We start from the raw sequence: 17,131 nt of genomic DNA on the forward strand, positions 1-17,131 counted from the left end.
CACGGCCTCCAACACGCAATCTCAACGCTATTCTGACCAGCGCGCCCAGGTAACCCGCTCCAGGCCGCCAAGGTCGCATCGGCTGGCAATTTCCTCGTAACCGGCCGCCTGAAAAAGCGCCCTCACTGCCGCCGCCTGGTCGTGGCCATGCTCCACGGCCAGCCAGCCGCGTCCGGCCAGATAGCCACGGCTGGCATCGACCAGGTAGCGCAGGTCATCCAGCCCGTCGGCTCCGGCGACCAGGGCGCTGCGTGGCTCGAAGCGCACGTCGCCTTGCAGCAGGTGCGGGTCATCCGCGGCAATATAGGGGGGATTGGCCACGATCAGGTCGAAGCGCTCGCCGGCCAGAGCGCTGAACCAGTCGCTGGCCAGGAAGCGGGCGTTGGAGATACCCAAGCGCTTGGCATTTTCGGCCGCCAATGCGGCTGCCTCCGGCACCCGGTCGACGCCGAGCACGGACCAGTCGCCCCGCTCGCTGGCGAATGCCAGCGCAATGGCGCCGGTTCCCGTACCCAGGTCAAGCAACCGTCCGCGGCCCGCCGCCAGCGACAAGGCCACCTCCACCAGGGTTTCGGTATCCGGACGCGGAATCAGCGTATGCGGCGAGGTCGCAAGCGACAGCCCCCAGAATTCGCGCGCCTCGACCAAATAGGCCACCGGCCGGCCTTCGGCCCGCGCGGCGATCAATGCTTCATAGCGAGCCTGGTCCGACGCCGCCGCAATGCGATCGCCCCAGGTGTAAAGCCAGGTGCGCTCGACCCCCAGCACATGGCACAGCAGCACCTCGGCATCCAGGCGTGCGGTGGGCGAACCTGCCTGCGCCAGGCGCCCAGCAGCGTCGCGCAGCAGCGCATCGAGGCGCATCAGGCCTCCTGCTGCAAGGCCGCCAGCTGCTCGGCCTGGTGCTCGTGAATCAGGGGCTCGAGCACTTCGTCGAGCTCTCCGCCCATGACCTCGCCAAGCTTGTAGAGCGTGAGGTTGATGCGATGGTCGGTCAGCCGTCCCTGGGGGAAGTTGTAGGTCCGAATGCGCTCGCTGCGATCGCCTGAGCCCACCAGGCTGCGCCGCGTATCGGCCTGTTCACGCTGGCGACTCTCCACCGCGCTCTGCTTGAGCCGGGCGGCCAGCAGCGACATGGCCTTGGCCCGATTCTTGTGCTGGCTGCGCTCCTCCTGGCACTCCACCACCACCCCCGAGGGCAGGTGGGTAATGCGAATCGCAGAGTCGGTGGTGTTGACGTGCTGACCGCCGGCGCCGCTGGAGCGAAAGGTATCGACCCGCAGGTCGGCCGGGTTGATGTCGACATCGCCCACCTCGTCGGCCTCGGGCATCACCGCCACGGTGCAGGCCGAGGTGTGGATACGCCCCTGCGACTCGGTGGCGGGAACCCGCTGCACCCGGTGCGCCCCTGACTCGAACTTGAGCCGGGCATAGACGCCCTCGCCTTTCACCCGGCTGATGATCTCCTTGTAGCCGCCCTGCTCGCCATGGCTGGCGCTGACCACCTCGACCTTCCAGCCCTGCTTCTCGGCATAGCGGGAGTACATGCGGAAAAGGTCGCCGGCAAACAGCGCCGCCTCGTCGCCACCGGTACCGGCGCGAACCTCGAGGAAGACGCTGCGACCGTCGTCCGGATCGCGCGGCACCAGCAGCTGCTTGAGCCGAACCTCCAGACCCTCCAGCCGCTCGCGGCCTTCGGCCAGCTCCATCTCGGCCAGCTCGCGCATCTCGGCGTCGCTGTCGGCGGCCAGCAGCTCGGCGTCCTCCAGGTCCGCCTCGGTGGCGCGATAGTCGCGCCAGGCATCTACCAGCGGCTCGAGTTCGGCGTATTCTCGGGAGTAATCGCGGAACCGGGGCTGGTCGGTGATGACCTCGGGCTCCGCCAGCAGGGCGGCGAGCTCCTCGAAGCGCTCGATGAAGGCATCGAGGCGCTGGCGCAGGGTCGCTTTCATGGCGTGTCCTGTCAGGGTTTCGTGGAAAGGGGGTCGAGCAGCAGCGACTCGGCGGCCATCAGCAGGTCGAGACGCTCGCTGCCAGAGGCATCGCGCAGGGCCACGGTGGGCCGGTGCAGCAGGCGGTTGGTGAGCTGGTGCGCCAGGCGACGAATCACTTCTTCCGGGTCTTCGCCGCGGGCAAGCCGCGCCAGGGCCTGCTCCTCGGAAAGCTGGCGCAGCTCCACGGCCTGGTCACGGAAGCGGCGGATCAGTTCGCCGCCGTCGCGAATGCGCCGCTCGTGCAGCCATACGCTGACGCCGTGCTCGATCAGAGATTCCGCCTGGTCCGCGGCCGCCTGACGATGGCGGCGGTTCTCCTGGATGACCTCGTTGAGGTCGTCCACGGTGTAGAGAAAGACGTCGTCGAGGTCGCCGACTTCCGGCTCGATGTCGCGCGGCACAGCGATATCGACCATGAAGATGGGGCGGTGGCGGCGCTTCTTGAGCGCCCGTTCGGCCATGCCCTTGCCGAGAATGGGAAGCGGCGCCGCGGTGGAGGAGATGACGATATCGGAGCGCACCAGGGCCTCGGGGATCTCGTTCAGCGAGATCGCCTCGGCATTGAACTCCTGCGCCAGCACCTCGGCCCGCTCGCGGGTGCGGTTGGCCACGATCATGTCGCGCACCCCGGCCTCGCGCAAATGGCGCGCCACCAGCTCAATGGTCTCGCCGGCGCCGATCAGCAGCGCCCGCGAGCGTCCGAAGTCGTCGAAGATGCGGCTGGCCAGGCTCACCGCGGCATAGGCCACCGATACCGGGTTCTGGCCGATACCGGTGCGGGTGCGCACCTGCTTGGCTACCGAGAAGGTGTGCTGAAACAGCAGCTCCAGCTCGCCGCCGAGCCCGCTGGCCTGTCGCGCCGACTGGTAGGCGCCCTTGAGCTGACCGAGAATCTGCGGCTCGCCCAGCACCATCGAATCGAGCCCCACCGCGACGCGCATCAGGTGGCGGGCTGCTTCCCTATCGCGATAGTGATAGGCGCAGGGGGTCAGCTCCTGGACGGGCAGGCCATGGAACTGGCCCAGCCAGTCGAGAATGACGCGCTCACCGCTCTCCTCGGTGACGCAATAGAGCTCCGTGCGGTTGCAGGTCGACAGCACCGCTGCCTCGTGCACCTGAGGCATGCGACGCAGCTCGACCAGCGCCTGCTCCAGTTGCACGGGCGAGAAGGCGACCCGCTCGCGCACCGCGACGGTAGCCGTCTTATGATTGATTCCGAGGGCAAGAAGCGTCATGCGTTAGGCGTCTTCGCGTGATGTCGGCCGGCGGTGCCGAATGAAAAAACTGCTCTGCGGCGTCGCATTCTACCACAGGCTTTTATTCTCAGCGCATGCCCACCCCAGCCGCAATTGATGCATGACAAGAGTGGTGCTGATCGCTTTGCCCACCGCCGTCGAGCCGGTATGCTGACGGCTCGGGTAACCAGACGAGACACGCATGCCCACTCAGCTGATACGCTTTTCTCGCCACGGACTGGCGCTCCTTGGCCTGACGGTTCTCCTCGGCGGCTGCCAGGGTCTGCCCCCGTCACCCTTCGCGCTCTTCCCCGACGAAGACCCTCTCGTCGGCGCCCCTCCCATCGAGCGCGGACTCGACGCCGAAGGGCTCGCCGGCCTGCTGACCGCCGAACTGGCCGGCCAGCGCGGCCAGTATCGCCCGGCCACACTCGGCTACCTGGCCATGGCCGAACGCTACCGCGAACCTGCCCTGGCCGAGCGCGCCACCCTGGCCGCCCGCTTCAGTAACGACCCCCTGTTGCTCGAGGAAGCCGTGCGGCGCTGGCACCAGCTTGATCCCCAGGCCGAAGCTCCGCTGCGGCTGCTGGCCGGCATCGCGCTGCAGCGCGGCAATTGGGTCCTTGCGCTGGAGAAGCGCCTCCAGCTCGTCGAACAGGGCGGCCACGGCGAGCTGGCCCTGTTTACCGAGCTCGCCCTGGACGCGCAGGTCGACCCCATCCCGCTGTATGAACGCCTGAGCCGCCACCTGGCCGGCCCGGAAGCGGTGCGCCACCCGCACTATCACGACACCGCCCTGGCCATGGCGATTCTCGAGGCGGCGCTTGGCATGCGCGAGCGGGCCGAGGCGCGCCTTGAAGCGCTGTCGCGCGACCACGCCGAGCTGCCCGCGCTATGGATGACGCGTGCCCGCCTGGCGCTCGAGGCCAACGACCCCGCCCGCGCCCGAGACGCCGCCCGCCGCGGCCTGGCGATCTCGCCGGGCGACCCGCGCTTCCTGCTGCTGCTGGCGCAGTCCGAACTGGAGCTCGGCAACGTGGCCGCCGCCGAGCGACACACCGATGCGCTGCTCGACGAGCACCTCGGCAACGACGAGCTGCGTATCTCGCTGGCCAGGCTCTACCTCGAGGAAGGCCAGCTCGATGCCGCCCGACGCCTGCTACTGCCGCTGATCAGCGGCGACCAGACCCCGTCCAGCGCTTTCTTCCTGCTCGGCGCCATCGCCGAGCAGGAGGAAGAGGTCGACAACGCCCTGCTTTATTACCGCCAGGTTTCCCAGGGAGGCGACTTCCTGCGCGCCCGCCTGCGGGCGGCGCGCATGCTGATCGAGGACGACCGCCTGCTGGACGCCCGCGCCTTCCTGCGGATCGAACGCCTGCGCCATGACGCGCACTTCAGCGAACTGCTCGCCCTAGAAGTGGAGCTGCTCGACGAAGCGGGCCTCACCGCCGAGGCCGAGGCCCTGCTCAACCGCGAGCTGGCGCGCACGCCCAACGATGAACAGCTGCTTTACCTGCGCGCCATGCGCGCCTGGGAGGTAGGCAACCTCGACGCCATGGAGCGCGACCTCGGGCGCATCATCGAAGCCAACCCGGACAATGCCGCCGCCCTCAATGCCCTGGGCTATACCCTGGCGGATCTCAATATCGAGGAGCGGCTCGAGGAAGCGCGCGAACTGATCGAGCGCGCCCATGAGCTCGAGCCCGGCAGCGCGGCCATCATGGACAGCCTGGGCTGGGTCTACTACCGCCTGGGCGACCCGGAGCGCGCCCTGCCCTGGCTGGAGCGTGCCTATGCCGCCATGCCCGACCAGGAGATCGCCGCGCACCTCGCGGAGGTGCTGTGGGTGCTGGAGCGCCACGAGCAGGCCCGCCTGCTCATCGAGGAGGCCCTGCGCCGCTTCGACGACCATCCGCTCATCGACGCGCTGCTGGAGCGAATCCCCGAGCTCTCCCCAGATCGCCCACGCTCATCGGCCCCAGACGAGACGACACCATGACACGATGGAACCTGCCCCGCGCCGGGCTCTTCGGCGCCCTGCTGGCCACCGCCCTGCTGGCGGGCTGCGCCGCGCCGACCACCACGCCGCAGGGCGAGCGCAGCGCCGCCCAGTGGGAGCGCCAGCAGGCGCAGCTGGCCGCCCTGGACACCTGGATACTGGTGGGCAAGGCCGGCCTGCGCACCCCCCAGGAGACCACCAGCGCCAACCTGGACTGGAGCCAGCATCCCCACTACTACCGCATGCTCATCAGCGGCCCCTTCGGCAGCGGACGCAATCTGCTGGAAGGACGCGAGGGCCGCTTCTCGCTGACCACCGCCGAAGGCCGCTTCGTCGCCGAAACGCCCGAAGCGCTGATGCAGCAGCAGCTCGGCTGGTCGCTACCGGTCAGCGCACTGTCCGACTGGATCCGCGGCCTGCCTGCCGATCACAGCCGCCACCAGCTGAGCCACGACGCAACCGGCTTCCCCGAGCGCCTCGAACAGGATGGCTGGGTGATCGAATACCGTGACTGGATCCTGGTCGAGTCGCTGTGGCTGCCGCGCCGCCTGGTCATGGAGTACGACGACCTGCGCGTGACGCTGGTGGTAACCGAGTGGCGGCCCGCCATCGATGAATGAGACCCTGGCGCTGCCCGCCCCGGCCAAGCTCAACCGCATGCTGCATATCACCGGGCGCCGCGCGGATGGCTACCACGAGCTGCAGACGCTGTTCCAGTTCCTCGATCACGGCGACACTCTGCATCTGCAGCTTCGCGTCGACGGCGAGATCCGCCTGACTCCCGCCCTGCCCGGGCTGGCCGACGAGGACAACCTGATCGTGCGCGCAGCACGCCTGCTGCAGGCCGAGACCGGCTGCCGCCTGGGCGCCGCAATCACTCTCACCAAGCGGCTGCCCATGGGCGGCGGTCTGGGCGGCGGCAGCTCCGACGCCGCCACCGCCCTGCTCGGCCTCGACCGCCTGTGGCGGCTAAACCTTTCGCTCGACCGCCTGGCCGAACTAGGCCTTACCCTGGGCGCCGACGTACCGGTCTTCGTCCGCGGCCACGCCGCCTGGGCCGAGGGAGTGGGAGAAAGGCTCACGCCCGTGACCCTCGACACCCCCTGGTTCGTAGTCGTCAATCCCGGCGTCGAAATCGCCACCGCGGCGGTGTTCGGGGCCGCGCAATTGACACGTGACACCCCCCCGATTACCATGGCGCGCGCACTGCAGGGGGGAGCGCCAAGCTGGCACAACGACTGCGAACAGACCGTGCGACGGCTCTATCCGCAGGTAGCCGAGGTGCTTGACTGGCTCGGCGCTCGCGCACCGGCCATGCTGACGGGCACAGGGGCCTGTGTCTTCGCTCGGGTCGAGACCGACGCCGAGGCAAAGCGCATGCTAGCCGACCTGCCCCGCCACTGTTCGGCCTTCATCGCTCGCGGCTTGAACCTCTCTCCGCTACATGTCGCTCTGGGCCGATGAGCGGCACCCTGCGACAGTCCTTCGCGGGCCATGGCAGACAGGGCGACCCACCGGTCGTGTCCTGATCGCCCCTCAACACTGCATAGGTGGATGCGCGTGTCAAAATTGATGGTTTTTGCCGGGAATGCCAATCCCGAACTTGCCCAGAAGATCGCCGACAGCCTGGATAGCCGCATGGGCAACGCCACGGTCGGGCAGTTCAGCGACGGCGAGATCGCGGTCGAGATCAACGAGAACGTTCGCGGCAAGGACGTGTTCATCCTGCAGTCCACCTGCGCGCCGACCAACGACAACCTGATGGAGCTGATCCTGATGGCAGACGCGCTGCGCCGCGCCTCCGCCTCGCGGATCACCGCCGTGGTGCCTTACTTCGGCTATGCCCGACAGGACCGCCGCGTGCGCTCCGCACGGGTACCGATCTCGGCCAAGGTTGTGGCCGACATGATGGTCAAGGCCGGCGTCGACCGGGTGATGACCATGGACCTGCACGCCGACCAGATCCAGGGCTTTTTCGACGTCCCTGTGGATAACGTCTACGGCTCGCCGATCCTGCTCGATGACATCGAACGCCAGAACTACGATGACCTGGTGGTGGTCTCGCCCGACGTGGGCGGCGTGGTGCGTGCCCGCGCCATTGCCAAGCAGCTCAACGCCGACCTCGCCATCATCGACAAGCGCCGCCCCCAGGCCAACCAGGCCCAGGTGATGCACATCATCGGCGACATCGAGAATCGCACCTGTGTGGTGGTCGACGACATGATCGATACCGCCGGCACCCTGTGCAAGGCCGGCGACGCACTCAAGGCTCATGGCGCCCGCCGCGTGGTGGCCTACGCCACCCACCCGATCCTGTCAGGCCCTGCGGTCGAGAACATCACCGGCTCGGTGCTCGACGAAGTCGTGGTCACCGACACCATTCCGCTGTCCGACATTGCGCGCCGCAGCGGCAAAATTCGCCAGCTCAGCGTGGCGGGGCTGATCGCCGAGGCGATTCGCCGCGTCAGCAACGAAGAATCCGTCAGCGCCATGTTCCACTGAACCCCTTCGGGCGACATGCCCGGAGCGAGAACAGGCGCCGGAGTAGCGCCCTTCGGGGCTTTCGGGAACGCCGTCGTCAGGTCGCGGTCGGCGGTGTATCCCTTACCTTAAGCAAGAGGCAACATCATGTCCGAATTCACTCTCAATGCCAGCGTTCGTAGCGACCTGGGGAAAGGTGCGAGCCGCCGCCTGCGTCGTGCGAACCTCCAGGTGCCGGCCATCGTCTACGGCGGTGAGCAGGCGCCGCAGCCGATCTCCATCGAAAAGGCCGCCTTCTACAAGGCCATCGAGGACGAGTCGTTCTTCTCCTCGGTGCTGAACCTGGTCATCGACGGCAAGAGCGAGCAGGTGGTCGTGCGCGACCTGCAGCGTCACCCGTACAAGCCGGTGGTCACTCACGCCGACTTCATGCGCGTCGATGCCTCTCACGCCATCACCATCAACGTGCCGCTGCACGTGGTCGGCGAGGCGAAGTCCAAGGCCATTAAGGACCAGGGCGGCGAGCTGCACGTGCTTTCCAACGAAGTCCAGATCAGCTGTCTGCCGAAGGACCTGCCGGACTTCCTGGAAGTCGACATCACCGACGTCGAAATCGGCACCACGCTGCACCTTTCCGACCTCAAGCTGCCGGCCGGCGTCAGCCTGGTCGAGCTGACCCACGGCGCCGATCACGACAACGCCGTGCTGAGCATCTCCAAGCCCAAGGGCCGCAGCGATGCCGGCGAAGGCGAGGAAGGCGAAGGTTCCGCCGAGTAACCTGTGCCGTTGGGGCCGCTGCGGCGGCCCCTTTCCGACACGACCAAGCGCTACGGCGCTTGTTTTGTTTGGAGACACCGCATGTCTCAGGTGAAAGCGATCATCGGGCTGGGCAATCCCGGCGAAGAGTATGCCGAAACCCGCCACAATGCCGGCGCCTGGCTGGTGGAACTGCTGGCACGTGCGGCTGGCACCGAGCTGCGTCCGGAGAAGAAGTTTCTCGGGCTCTACGCCAAGGTGCGACTCGATGGCCAGGAACTGCACCTGCTCGAGCCCACCACCTACATGAATCGCAGCGGCGCCTCGGTGGCGGCACTGTGCCAGTTCTTCAAGCTGACGCCCGGCGAACTGCTGGTGGCCCACGACGAGCTGGACATTCCCGCCGGCTGCGCCCGCTACAAGACCGGCGGAGGCCACGGCGGACACAATGGGTTGCGCGATATCATCAGCGCCCTGGGCAACGACAAGGGCTTTCATCGGCTGCGGATCGGCATCGGCCATCCTGGCGACTCCCGCCAGGTCACGCATTACGTGCTGGCACGCCCCGGCAAGGCCGAGCTGGGCGCCATTGGCGCCGCCATCCATGAGAGCCTCCATACCCTGCCCCAGGCCATCACCGGCGACTGGGCGCGTGCCATGAGCCGCTTGCACGCCTTCAAGCCCTGAGCCGGCGGCAGGCCGTCTCGCCGGACTTACGACGACCTCGCGCTTTCCCGTAGAATAGCGATCAATCGCCACTCTCGAACATGCTTTCCAGGAAGATCCCATGGGTTTCAACTGCGGTATCGTCGGCCTGCCCAACGTCGGCAAGTCCACGCTTTTTAACGCTCTGACCAAGTCCGGCATTGATGCTGAGAACTTTCCCTTCTGCACTATCGAGCCCAACGTCGGCATCGTGCCCATGCCCGACCCGCGGCTCGACAAGTTGGCCGAGATCGTGAAGCCGCAGAAGGTAATTCCCACCACCATGGAGTTCGTCGACATCGCCGGCTTGGTGGCGGGCGCCTCCAAGGGAGAGGGCCTGGGCAACAAGTTCCTGGCCAACATCCGCGAGACCCAGGCCATCGCCCATGTGGTGCGCTGCTTCGACAACGACAACGTCATCCACGTGGCCAACCAGGTCGACCCGCGCGCCGATATCGAAATCATCAATATGGAGCTGGCCCTCTCCGATCTCGATACCGTCGAGCGCGCCATCCAGCGCCTGGTGCGCGTGGCCAAGGGGGGCGACAAGGACGCGATCGCCACCAAGGCGATACTCGAGCGCATTCAGCCACACCTGGCCGAGGGCCAGCCGCTGAGAAGCTTCGGTCTCGACGAGGACGACAAGAAGCAGCTCAAGAGTTTCGGCTTCCTCACGCTCAAGCCGACCATGTACATCGCCAACGTCAACGAGGACGGTTTCGAGAACAACCCCTATCTCGACGTGGTCAACGAGATCGCCGCCGAGGAAGGCGCCGTGGTGGTGCCGGTGTGCAACCAGCTCGAATCTGAAATCGCCGAGTTGGATGACGAAGAGCGTGCCATGTTCCTTGGCGAAATGGGCATGGAAGAGCCGGGACTCGACCGCGTGATCCGCGCCGGCTACAAGCTGCTCGGGCTGCAGACCTACTTCACCGCGGGGGTGAAGGAAGTGCGCGCCTGGACGGTGAAGATCGGCGCCACCGCCCCCGAGGCCGCCGGCGTCATCCATACGGACTTCCAGAAAGGCTTCATCCGCGCCGAAGTGATCGCCTACGATGACTTCGTCGCACTCGGCGGCGAGCAGGGTGCCAAGGATGCCGGCAAGTGGCGCCTGGAAGGCAAGGAGTACGTAGTCAAGGACGGCGACGTGGTCCACTTCCGCTTCAACGTCTGAGCCTGGTGGCAACAAGGCTTGACCTGACGGGGGCGAGTCCGTAAACTTCGCTCCCGTTGAATGGCTACGTAGCTCAGTTGGTTAGAGCACATCACTCATAATGATGGGGTCCCCTGTTCGAGTCAGGGCGTAGCCACCAGAATCAAAAAACCCGGCGCCTTGGCGCCGGGTTTTTCGTGGTCGCCCCGATCAGGCCAGCTCGGGGCGGTTGGCAAAGGCGATCAGCGCCTGGGTCAGGTGCTCCACGTCGTGACTGCCGGCCGTCTCGCGGATCGAGTGCATACCCCACTGGGGCACGCCGACATCCAGGGTCGGCACGCCGAGCTCAGTGGCGGTGATCGGCCCGATGGTGCTGCCGCAGCCCATGTCGGCGCGCGAGACGAAGGTCTGCACCGGCACGCCGGCTTCGCGGCAGAGGTCGCGGAACAGCGCGGCGGTGGCACTGTTGGTGGCATAGCGCTGGTTGGCGTTCACCTTGATCACCGGTCCGCCGTTGAGCCTGGGACCATGCGCGGCATCGTGCTTGTCGGTGAAGTTGGGGTGCAGGCCGTGGGCGTTGTCGCAGGAGATCATCCGCGAGGCCTGGATCAGGCGGATGAAGCCTTCGTCGCCGGGTTCGCCGAGCCGGGCATTGACCCGCCGCAGCACGTCGCCGAGGAACGGCCCCTGGGCACCGCAGGCGCTGGCTGAGCCGACCTCCTCATGGTCGTTGGCGACCAGCACCACACCCTGGCTGCCGTCGCACTCAAGCAGCGCCTCCAGGCCGATGAAGCACGAGAGCAGGTTGTCGAGGCGCGCACTGGCGATCAGCTCGCCCTGCACGCCGACGCGCGACGGCGGCTGGACGTCGAACAGCGCCAGCTCGAAGTCGAGCAGTTCGACGTCACGCAGGCCATGCTGTGCCGTCAGCCACTCCTGCAGCAGGCGCTGCAGGTCGGGCTTTTCGCCTCCCTGGAGGAAAACAGGCGCCATCTGGGTCTGGGCGTTGATCGCCCGGCCGTTGTTGACATCGCGGTCCAGGTGAATGGCCAGGCTCGGAATGATCGCCACCGGCTGGTCGACCTTCAGCAGCAGGCCTTCGAGCCGGCCGTCAAGGTGACGCACGTGAACCCGCCCCGCCAGGCCGAGGTCGCGGTCGAACCAGGGCGCCAGCAATACTCCGCCGTAGAGTTCGACGCCCAGCTGCAGCCAGCCGGCGCTGGATTGCGCCGGGCTGGGCTTGAGCCGAAGGCCCGGGCTGTCGGTATGCGCCCCGATCATGCGCAGCGCATCAAGGCGCTCGCGCGGGAGCTGCAGTGCCACGATCGACGAATCATTGCGGGTCACGTAGCACCGCTCGCCGGGGGCAAGCTCCCAGGGCCGGGATTCGTCCAGACAGCGGAAGCCAGCCGCCTCCAGCCGCTGCGCCATGGCCGACACGGCGTGCCAAGGAGTAGGCGAACAGTGAAGAAACTGGAGCAGACGATCAAGTCGGGCTTCCCGAGACATGGGGTTCCTCATAGAGAGTCGTGAGTGGTGCGTTAGCTGCTACAATGGGCTTTCCGCCTTAGCAACTCATGAGCCATACGCTTGTCTAGGGAAGGAAGTGTACACGAAACCAGGAGTGCTTCATTGATGAGCCTGTTAGTCGCACCTCGGCACTCAGCCATCCTGTTCACAGCGGTAATGCTGATGCTGAGCAGCCCTGCCGCGCTAGCCAAGATCGCACCGAGTGACGTGCATCGCCAGGCTGCCGTCGAGGTCGCCGAGTCGCTGCGCTACGGCCATTATGCCGATATCGCGCTGGACGACGAGTGGTCGCGCCTGGCCTTCCAGCGCTACCTGGACGTCCTCGATGGCCAGCGCTCCTTCCTGCTGGAAGGTGACGTGGAGGACTTTCGCCACCTCGAGACGCGCATCGACGACATGATCTTCGATGGCGACCTGGTGCCCGCCTACGAACTCTACCAGCGTTACCACGACCGAGCCGAATCGCGCTTCGAGTGGCTGCTCGAGCGCATCGACCACGGGCTCGACTACAGCTATGACAGCGATCTGCGCCTTGAGCTGGATCGTCGCGAAGCCTCCTGGGCCGGCAGCGAGGAGGAGCTCGATGAGCTGTGGCAGAAACGACTCAAGAACGCCGCCCTCACGCTCGACATCAGCGGGCAGGACAGCGAGCAGGTCGAGAACAACCTGCGCCAGCGCTATGAAGGGCAGCTGTCGCGGCTGCGCCAGACCAATGGCGAAGACGTCTTCGGCCTGTTCATGGCCGCCGTGACCAGCAGCATCGACCCGCACACCGAATACCTGTCGCCGCGCCAGGGCGAATCCTTCGATATCCAGATGCGTCTTTCCCTCGAAGGGATCGGCGCCATGCTGCAGTCCGACGGCGAATACGTGAAGGTCACCAGCCTGGTGCCGGGCGGCCCGGCCGATCGTGCCGGCGTGCTGGAACCCGCCGACCGCATCATTGGAGTCGGCCAAGAGGATCAGGACGGCATGGTAAATGTCGTCGGCATGCGCCTCGACGAAGTCGTCGACCTCATCCGCGGCCCCAAGGGCACCGTGGTTCGCCTCGAAGTAGTGCCCGCTGAAGTGGTCGACATGACCCGCAGCCACGAGGTCGAGATCACCCGCGACACCGTGGACCTGGAAGAGCAGGCCGCCAAGGGCGAGATCATCGAGATCAACCAGGAAGACGGCACCAAGCGCATCGGCGTGATTCGCATTCCCACTTTCTACGTGGATTTCGACGCCTGGCAGTCGGGACAGGAGGAGTTCCGCAGTACCACTCGCGATGTGGCGCGTGAAGTCGAGCGCCTCAAGGCGGAAGGCATCGACGGCATCATGCTCGACCTGCGCAACAACGGCGGCGGCGCGCTCCAGGAAGCCAACTCACTGATCGGCCTGTTCATCGACCGGGGCCCCACGGTGCAGGTTCGCGATGCTCGCGGCCGCATCAGTCTCTACGGTGACACCGAAACCGGCACGCTCTATGACGGGCCGCTGGCCGTGCTGGTTAACCGGCTCTCGGCCTCGGCCTCGGAGATCTTCGCCGGCGCCATCCAGGACTATGGACGCGGCCTGGTGCTGGGCAACGCCACCTTCGGCAAGGGCACAGTGCAGACGCTGCTCGACCTCAGCCATGGCCAGATCAAGCTGACCCGGGCCAAGTTCTATCGCATCTCCGGCAAGAGCACGCAGCATCGCGGCGTGGAGCCCGACATTCTCTTCCCCGATCTGGTCGACCCCGAGCGAATCGGCGAGAGCAGCCTGGACAATGCGCTGGAGTGGGACACCGTTCAGGCCGTGCAGTATCGCCACTATGGCGAGCCGTGGGAGTATCTCGAAACCTTGCGCTCACGCCATCAGGATCGCGCCGAGTCGCATCCGAACTTCGTCTACCTGCGCGAGCGCGTCGAACTGACACGCCGCCTGCGAGAGGAGCAGACCAGCGTCAGCCTCGATCGCGAGCAGCGTCAGCGTGAAGTGGAGCAGCGCGATGCCGAGCAGCTGGCGCTGGAAAATCGCCGCCGCATCGCCCTGGGCATGGAGCCGCTGGAAGAGCTTTTGGAAGCTCGGCTGGACGATGACGTCGAGGACGATGAGCCGGTGGAGCGAATCCAGGTCCTGGAGGCTGCGGCCATCCTAGCAGACTATGCGGAGCTGAGCCAGCGGCGGCTGGCCGCCCGCTGAGTCGCCAGACCGGGCGCTCTAACCAGCGCCCTCCTCCCGCCACCCCTTCAACCTAGCCATGCATACGACAACAGGCCCGGGAAACTCTCCCGGGCCTATTTGTTTCGCCGCTGTGGCGGCTGCGCGCCGCTGCACCGAGCCGATAAACCACGGCCGCCCGCCGCGGCGTTACTGCTGCACAAGCTCTTCGTTCAGGCGTTTCATGTAGCGGCGATTGTTCCGCCAGGTCATGCACCCTGCGCACCAAAAGTTCGTCGAATAACGTTAAGGCATTGCACGCGCCTTTGATCATGGTGTCGCATACAATGGCCTCTCCTACCAGGAAGGCAGGCCCGGCGCTTCTAGGCCCGTGAGCACGGCAGGACACGCCCCTTGAAGCAGAGGTCTGCATGATCCACCGCCGCCTGAAGCACCGAATCGAGGCTGACAGCCAGCCTTTGCCCGGCGCAGTCCACCGAGCGACATCTTCGCGCGTCCCGACCGCGGAAGCCGTACTGCTCTGGCTGCTGTGCTGCGGCGCAGCCGCCGCCACCTTTTCTATCCGCAACCCGGCGGGCCAGGCGCTGGCCACCTACAGCTTCCTGCTCACCCCGCTGCTGGTGATCGTTGCCATTCGGCTACCGCTTGCGACCAGCCTGTTCGTGGTGCTGTGCACCAGCCTCGTGGCCGTCATGGCGGATGCCCTAAGCGCAGGCGATACCCATGACAGCCTGCTCGTACTCTCGCTGTTTATGTTGATCAATCTGATGATCGTGTGGCTCCTAGGCGCGCTGATCGGCGAACGCCGCCGGGCGCTGGGCCAGGCGCAGAAAATGCGCGACATGTACGAGATGCTCAGCCACATCAACCAGACGCTGGTCAATCTCAAGCTCACCCCAGCCCAGCTGTTCGAACGCACCTGCACCACCATCACGCAGGAAACCTCCTTCTTCCAAGCGTGCATCACAGCCGATCCGCGCGCGGAAGCCTGGCCGCAGCTGGCAGGCGCCGGGCTGTTGCCCGGCACTGTCTGCGTACGCAAGGGCGCCGGCATCCTGCCGCCGACCACCGACCGAAAGCTTGAGTGCCAATTGGAGCAGCGCGTCATGCGCGAGGGCCGGTACCATATTCAGGACAGCTGCCGGGCATGCCCTGCCCTCGCACACTGCCCGCTCAATGCTTTTGCTTCCGAGCAAGGCGCCCTGGCAGCCTTCCCCATCCGCACCGAAGGTAAGCCGACCCAGGCCGTGCTTACCATCTTCAACCAGCAGGGGCGTGTGTTCGATGCCGACATGGTGCGCCTGTTCAACGAACTGGCAGGCAACATCGCCTTTGCCATGAGCATGCTTGAGGACCGCCAGCGCCTGAAGCTTACCTCCGAGGTGTTCGAGCACAGTCACGAGTCCATCATCATTGCCGACGCCGGTGGACACATACTCGACGTCAACCCCTCCTTCACCCGCATCACCGGCCATAGCCGCGACACGGTGATTGGCCAGAACCCGCGCGTGCTGCAGTCTGGCCGCCAGGACAAGGCTTTCTACCAGCAGCTATGGCGAAGCCTGCTGGAAGAGGGCTACTGGGCCGGCGAGTTCTGGAATCGGCGCCGCAACGGCGAACTCTACCCCCAGCGTGGCACCATCACGGCCGTGCGCGGCGATGACGCTGCCATCGAGCATTTCATCGCGGTGATGGAAGACGTCTCCGAGAGGGTCAAGGCCGAGGAACAGCTTCACCACTTGGCCAACTACGATACACTCACGGGTCTCCCGAACCGCCTGCTCCTGGAAAGCCGCTTCAGCCAGATCCTCGATGCCAGGAGCGCCGGCTTGCCGAAGCTGGCGGTGCTGTTCATCGACCTTGACGAATTCAAGCACGTCAACGATGCCATGGGACATCCACAGGGCGACCGGCTGCTGCGGCAGGTGGCGGACCGGCTGCGCGGTGAGCTGCGCGAAGGCGATACGCTGGCACGCTTCGGCGGCGATGAGTTCGTGGTATTGATGGAAGGCGGCCGGGAGGAGGCCCGCGCCTTGGCCAAGCGGCTGATCCGCAGCGTGCGCCGACCCTATCAGCTCGGCGCTCAGCCGGTGCATGTGGGCTGCAGCATCGGGGTAGCCCAAGCGCCTGGCGACGGTTCGCAGCTCGACGAGCTGATCCAGGCCGCGGACACGGCCATGTACCAGGCCAAGGCACGCGGACGCGGCGCCTACGTCTTCTACGCGGCGAGCATGCAGCACCTGGCCAAGAGTCGCCTGACCCTGCGCGGCGAGCTCAACGACGCTCTGCGCGACAACCAGCTGCAGGCCTGGTTTCAGCCCAAGGTATGCATTGCCGATGGGCGCGTGGTCGGTTTCGAGGCATTGGTACGCTGGCAGCACCCACAGCGAGGCATGATTTCTCCCTGCGAGTTCATTCCACTGGCCGAAAGCAGCGGCCAGATCGTGGCCATTGACCGCTGGATGCTGAAGACGGTAATCGCCCAGCTGGCAAGCTGGCGGCAGCAGGGCCACCCGCCGCTCCCCGTGGCCGTGAACGTGTCGGCCTCGCTCTTTTCCCGAGCGAACTTCGTGGCCGAACTGGCGCAGTGGTTGGAGAAGAGCACGGTTCCTCCGCAGCAGCTGGAACTCGAGGTCACCGAACACGTGGCCATGCTCGACCTGACGCATACCCTGTCGACGCTGCGCGAACTGAAGCAACTGGGCGTGACGCTTTCGATCGATGATTTCGGCACGGGGTATTCAGGTCTCTCCTACCTGCGCGACTTCCCCATCGACACTGTAAAGATCGACATGAGTTTCGTGCAGGGCGTGCAGCACGACAGGAAGAAACAGGCGATCGTGCGCGCCATCATTGCGCTGGCCAGTACGCTCGAATTGCGCACCGTTGCCGAGGGAGTGGAAACCGAGGAGGAGCGGGCGTTTCTCGCCGAACAGGGCTGCTGGGGGTATCAGGGGTATCTTTGCAGCCCCGCAGTGGCAGCCGAGAGCATCGAGCGCCGCTACCTGACAGCCGGCTCGCCGCATTAAGGCCAACACGACTCACGGAAGACAGGGTTCACAGCCGCTGACTGGATGCAAAGAAATATGCAGGGCGCAACAACAAGGAAGCGAGCTGACAAGGAAACAGA

Annotated in this window: 13 protein-coding genes and 1 tRNA gene; 10 read left to right on the top strand and 4 right to left on the bottom strand. The window is 66.0% G+C overall.

Features of this window, described 5'->3' with window-relative positions; all coding sequences use genetic code 11:
* Positions 1 to 27 precede the first annotated feature (27 nt).
* Genes prmC through hemA form a run of 3 tightly spaced genes read right to left on the bottom strand, consistent with a single transcriptional unit; the run spans position 28 to position 3,229 of the window.
* Positions 28 to 864, bottom strand: a complete 837-nt coding sequence (gene prmC, locus ACT7B3_RS11655; RefSeq protein ID WP_445158054.1) for a peptide chain release factor N(5)-glutamine methyltransferase — start codon at positions 862 to 864, stop codon at positions 28 to 30.
* The gene (gene prfA / locus ACT7B3_RS11660; RefSeq protein WP_445158055.1) at positions 864 to 1,952 is read right to left on the bottom strand and encodes a peptide chain release factor 1; all 1,089 of its coding nucleotides are present in this window, start codon (positions 1,950 to 1,952) and stop codon (positions 864 to 866) included. Before prfA ends, prmC begins: the two co-directional genes overlap by 1 nt.
* Positions 1,953 to 1,963: 11 nt before the next feature.
* Positions 1,964 to 3,229, bottom strand: a complete 1,266-nt coding sequence (gene hemA / locus ACT7B3_RS11665; protein WP_445158056.1) for a glutamyl-tRNA reductase — start codon at positions 3,227 to 3,229, stop codon at positions 1,964 to 1,966.
* A 202-nt stretch (positions 3,230 to 3,431) separates the two neighbouring features.
* On the opposite strand from hemA, the gene ACT7B3_RS11670 reads away from it, so the two are divergent.
* The 8 genes from ACT7B3_RS11670 to ACT7B3_RS11705 all read left to right on the top strand — a co-directional run bounded on the left by ACT7B3_RS11670 (position 3,432) and on the right by ACT7B3_RS11705 (position 10,483).
* The gene (locus ACT7B3_RS11670) at positions 3,432 to 5,228 is read left to right on the top strand and encodes a tetratricopeptide repeat protein (RefSeq protein ID WP_445158057.1); all 1,797 of its coding nucleotides are present in this window, start codon (positions 3,432 to 3,434) and stop codon (positions 5,226 to 5,228) included.
* Positions 5,225 to 5,848: a lipoprotein insertase outer membrane protein LolB gene (lolB, locus tag ACT7B3_RS11675; protein WP_445158058.1), complete on the top strand. Its 624-nt coding sequence runs from the start codon at positions 5,225 to 5,227 to the stop codon at positions 5,846 to 5,848. Before ACT7B3_RS11670 ends, lolB begins: the two co-directional genes overlap by 4 nt.
* Positions 5,841 to 6,692, top strand: coding sequence for a 4-(cytidine 5'-diphospho)-2-C-methyl-D-erythritol kinase (gene ispE / locus ACT7B3_RS11680; RefSeq protein WP_445158059.1), 852 nt, complete (start codon positions 5,841 to 5,843; stop codon positions 6,690 to 6,692). Before lolB ends, ispE begins: the two co-directional genes overlap by 8 nt.
* Before the next feature lie 96 nt (positions 6,693 to 6,788).
* Positions 6,789 to 7,730, top strand: a complete 942-nt coding sequence (locus ACT7B3_RS11685; protein WP_444677253.1) for a ribose-phosphate pyrophosphokinase — start codon at positions 6,789 to 6,791, stop codon at positions 7,728 to 7,730.
* A gap of 126 nt (positions 7,731 to 7,856) precedes the next feature.
* Positions 7,857 to 8,486, top strand: a complete 630-nt coding sequence (locus tag ACT7B3_RS11690; protein ID WP_444677252.1) for a 50S ribosomal protein L25/general stress protein Ctc — start codon at positions 7,857 to 7,859, stop codon at positions 8,484 to 8,486.
* Positions 8,487 to 8,567: 81 nt separating this feature from the next.
* A complete protein-coding gene (gene pth, locus ACT7B3_RS11695) occupies positions 8,568 to 9,152 on the top strand; it encodes an aminoacyl-tRNA hydrolase (protein WP_444677251.1) in 585 nt (194 codons plus the stop codon).
* A gap of 100 nt (positions 9,153 to 9,252) precedes the next feature.
* Positions 9,253 to 10,344 (top strand): redox-regulated ATPase YchF, encoded by a 1,092-nt coding sequence (gene ychF / locus ACT7B3_RS11700; RefSeq protein WP_445158060.1) that lies wholly within the window; start codon positions 9,253 to 9,255, stop codon positions 10,342 to 10,344.
* A gap of 62 nt (positions 10,345 to 10,406) precedes the next feature.
* A tRNA-Met gene (locus ACT7B3_RS11705) sits at positions 10,407 to 10,483 on the top strand.
* Positions 10,484 to 10,533: 50 nt separating this feature from the next.
* On the opposite strand, the gene ACT7B3_RS11710 is transcribed toward ACT7B3_RS11705, so the two are convergent.
* The gene (locus ACT7B3_RS11710; RefSeq protein WP_445158061.1) at positions 10,534 to 11,832 is read right to left on the bottom strand and encodes a M18 family aminopeptidase; all 1,299 of its coding nucleotides are present in this window, start codon (positions 11,830 to 11,832) and stop codon (positions 10,534 to 10,536) included.
* A gap of 126 nt (positions 11,833 to 11,958) precedes the next feature.
* Between ACT7B3_RS11710 and ACT7B3_RS11715 the strand changes: the two genes are divergently transcribed.
* A complete protein-coding gene (locus ACT7B3_RS11715) occupies positions 11,959 to 14,022 on the top strand; it encodes a carboxy terminal-processing peptidase (RefSeq protein ID WP_445158062.1) in 2,064 nt (687 codons plus the stop codon).
* A gap of 389 nt (positions 14,023 to 14,411) precedes the next feature.
* Entirely contained in the window at positions 14,412 to 17,030 is a 2,619-nt protein-coding gene (locus ACT7B3_RS11720; RefSeq protein WP_445158063.1) for an EAL domain-containing protein, read from the top strand.
* The last annotated feature ends 101 nt before the right edge of the window (positions 17,031 to 17,131 follow it).

It is taken from the genome of Halomonas sp. E14, assembly GCF_052568415.1.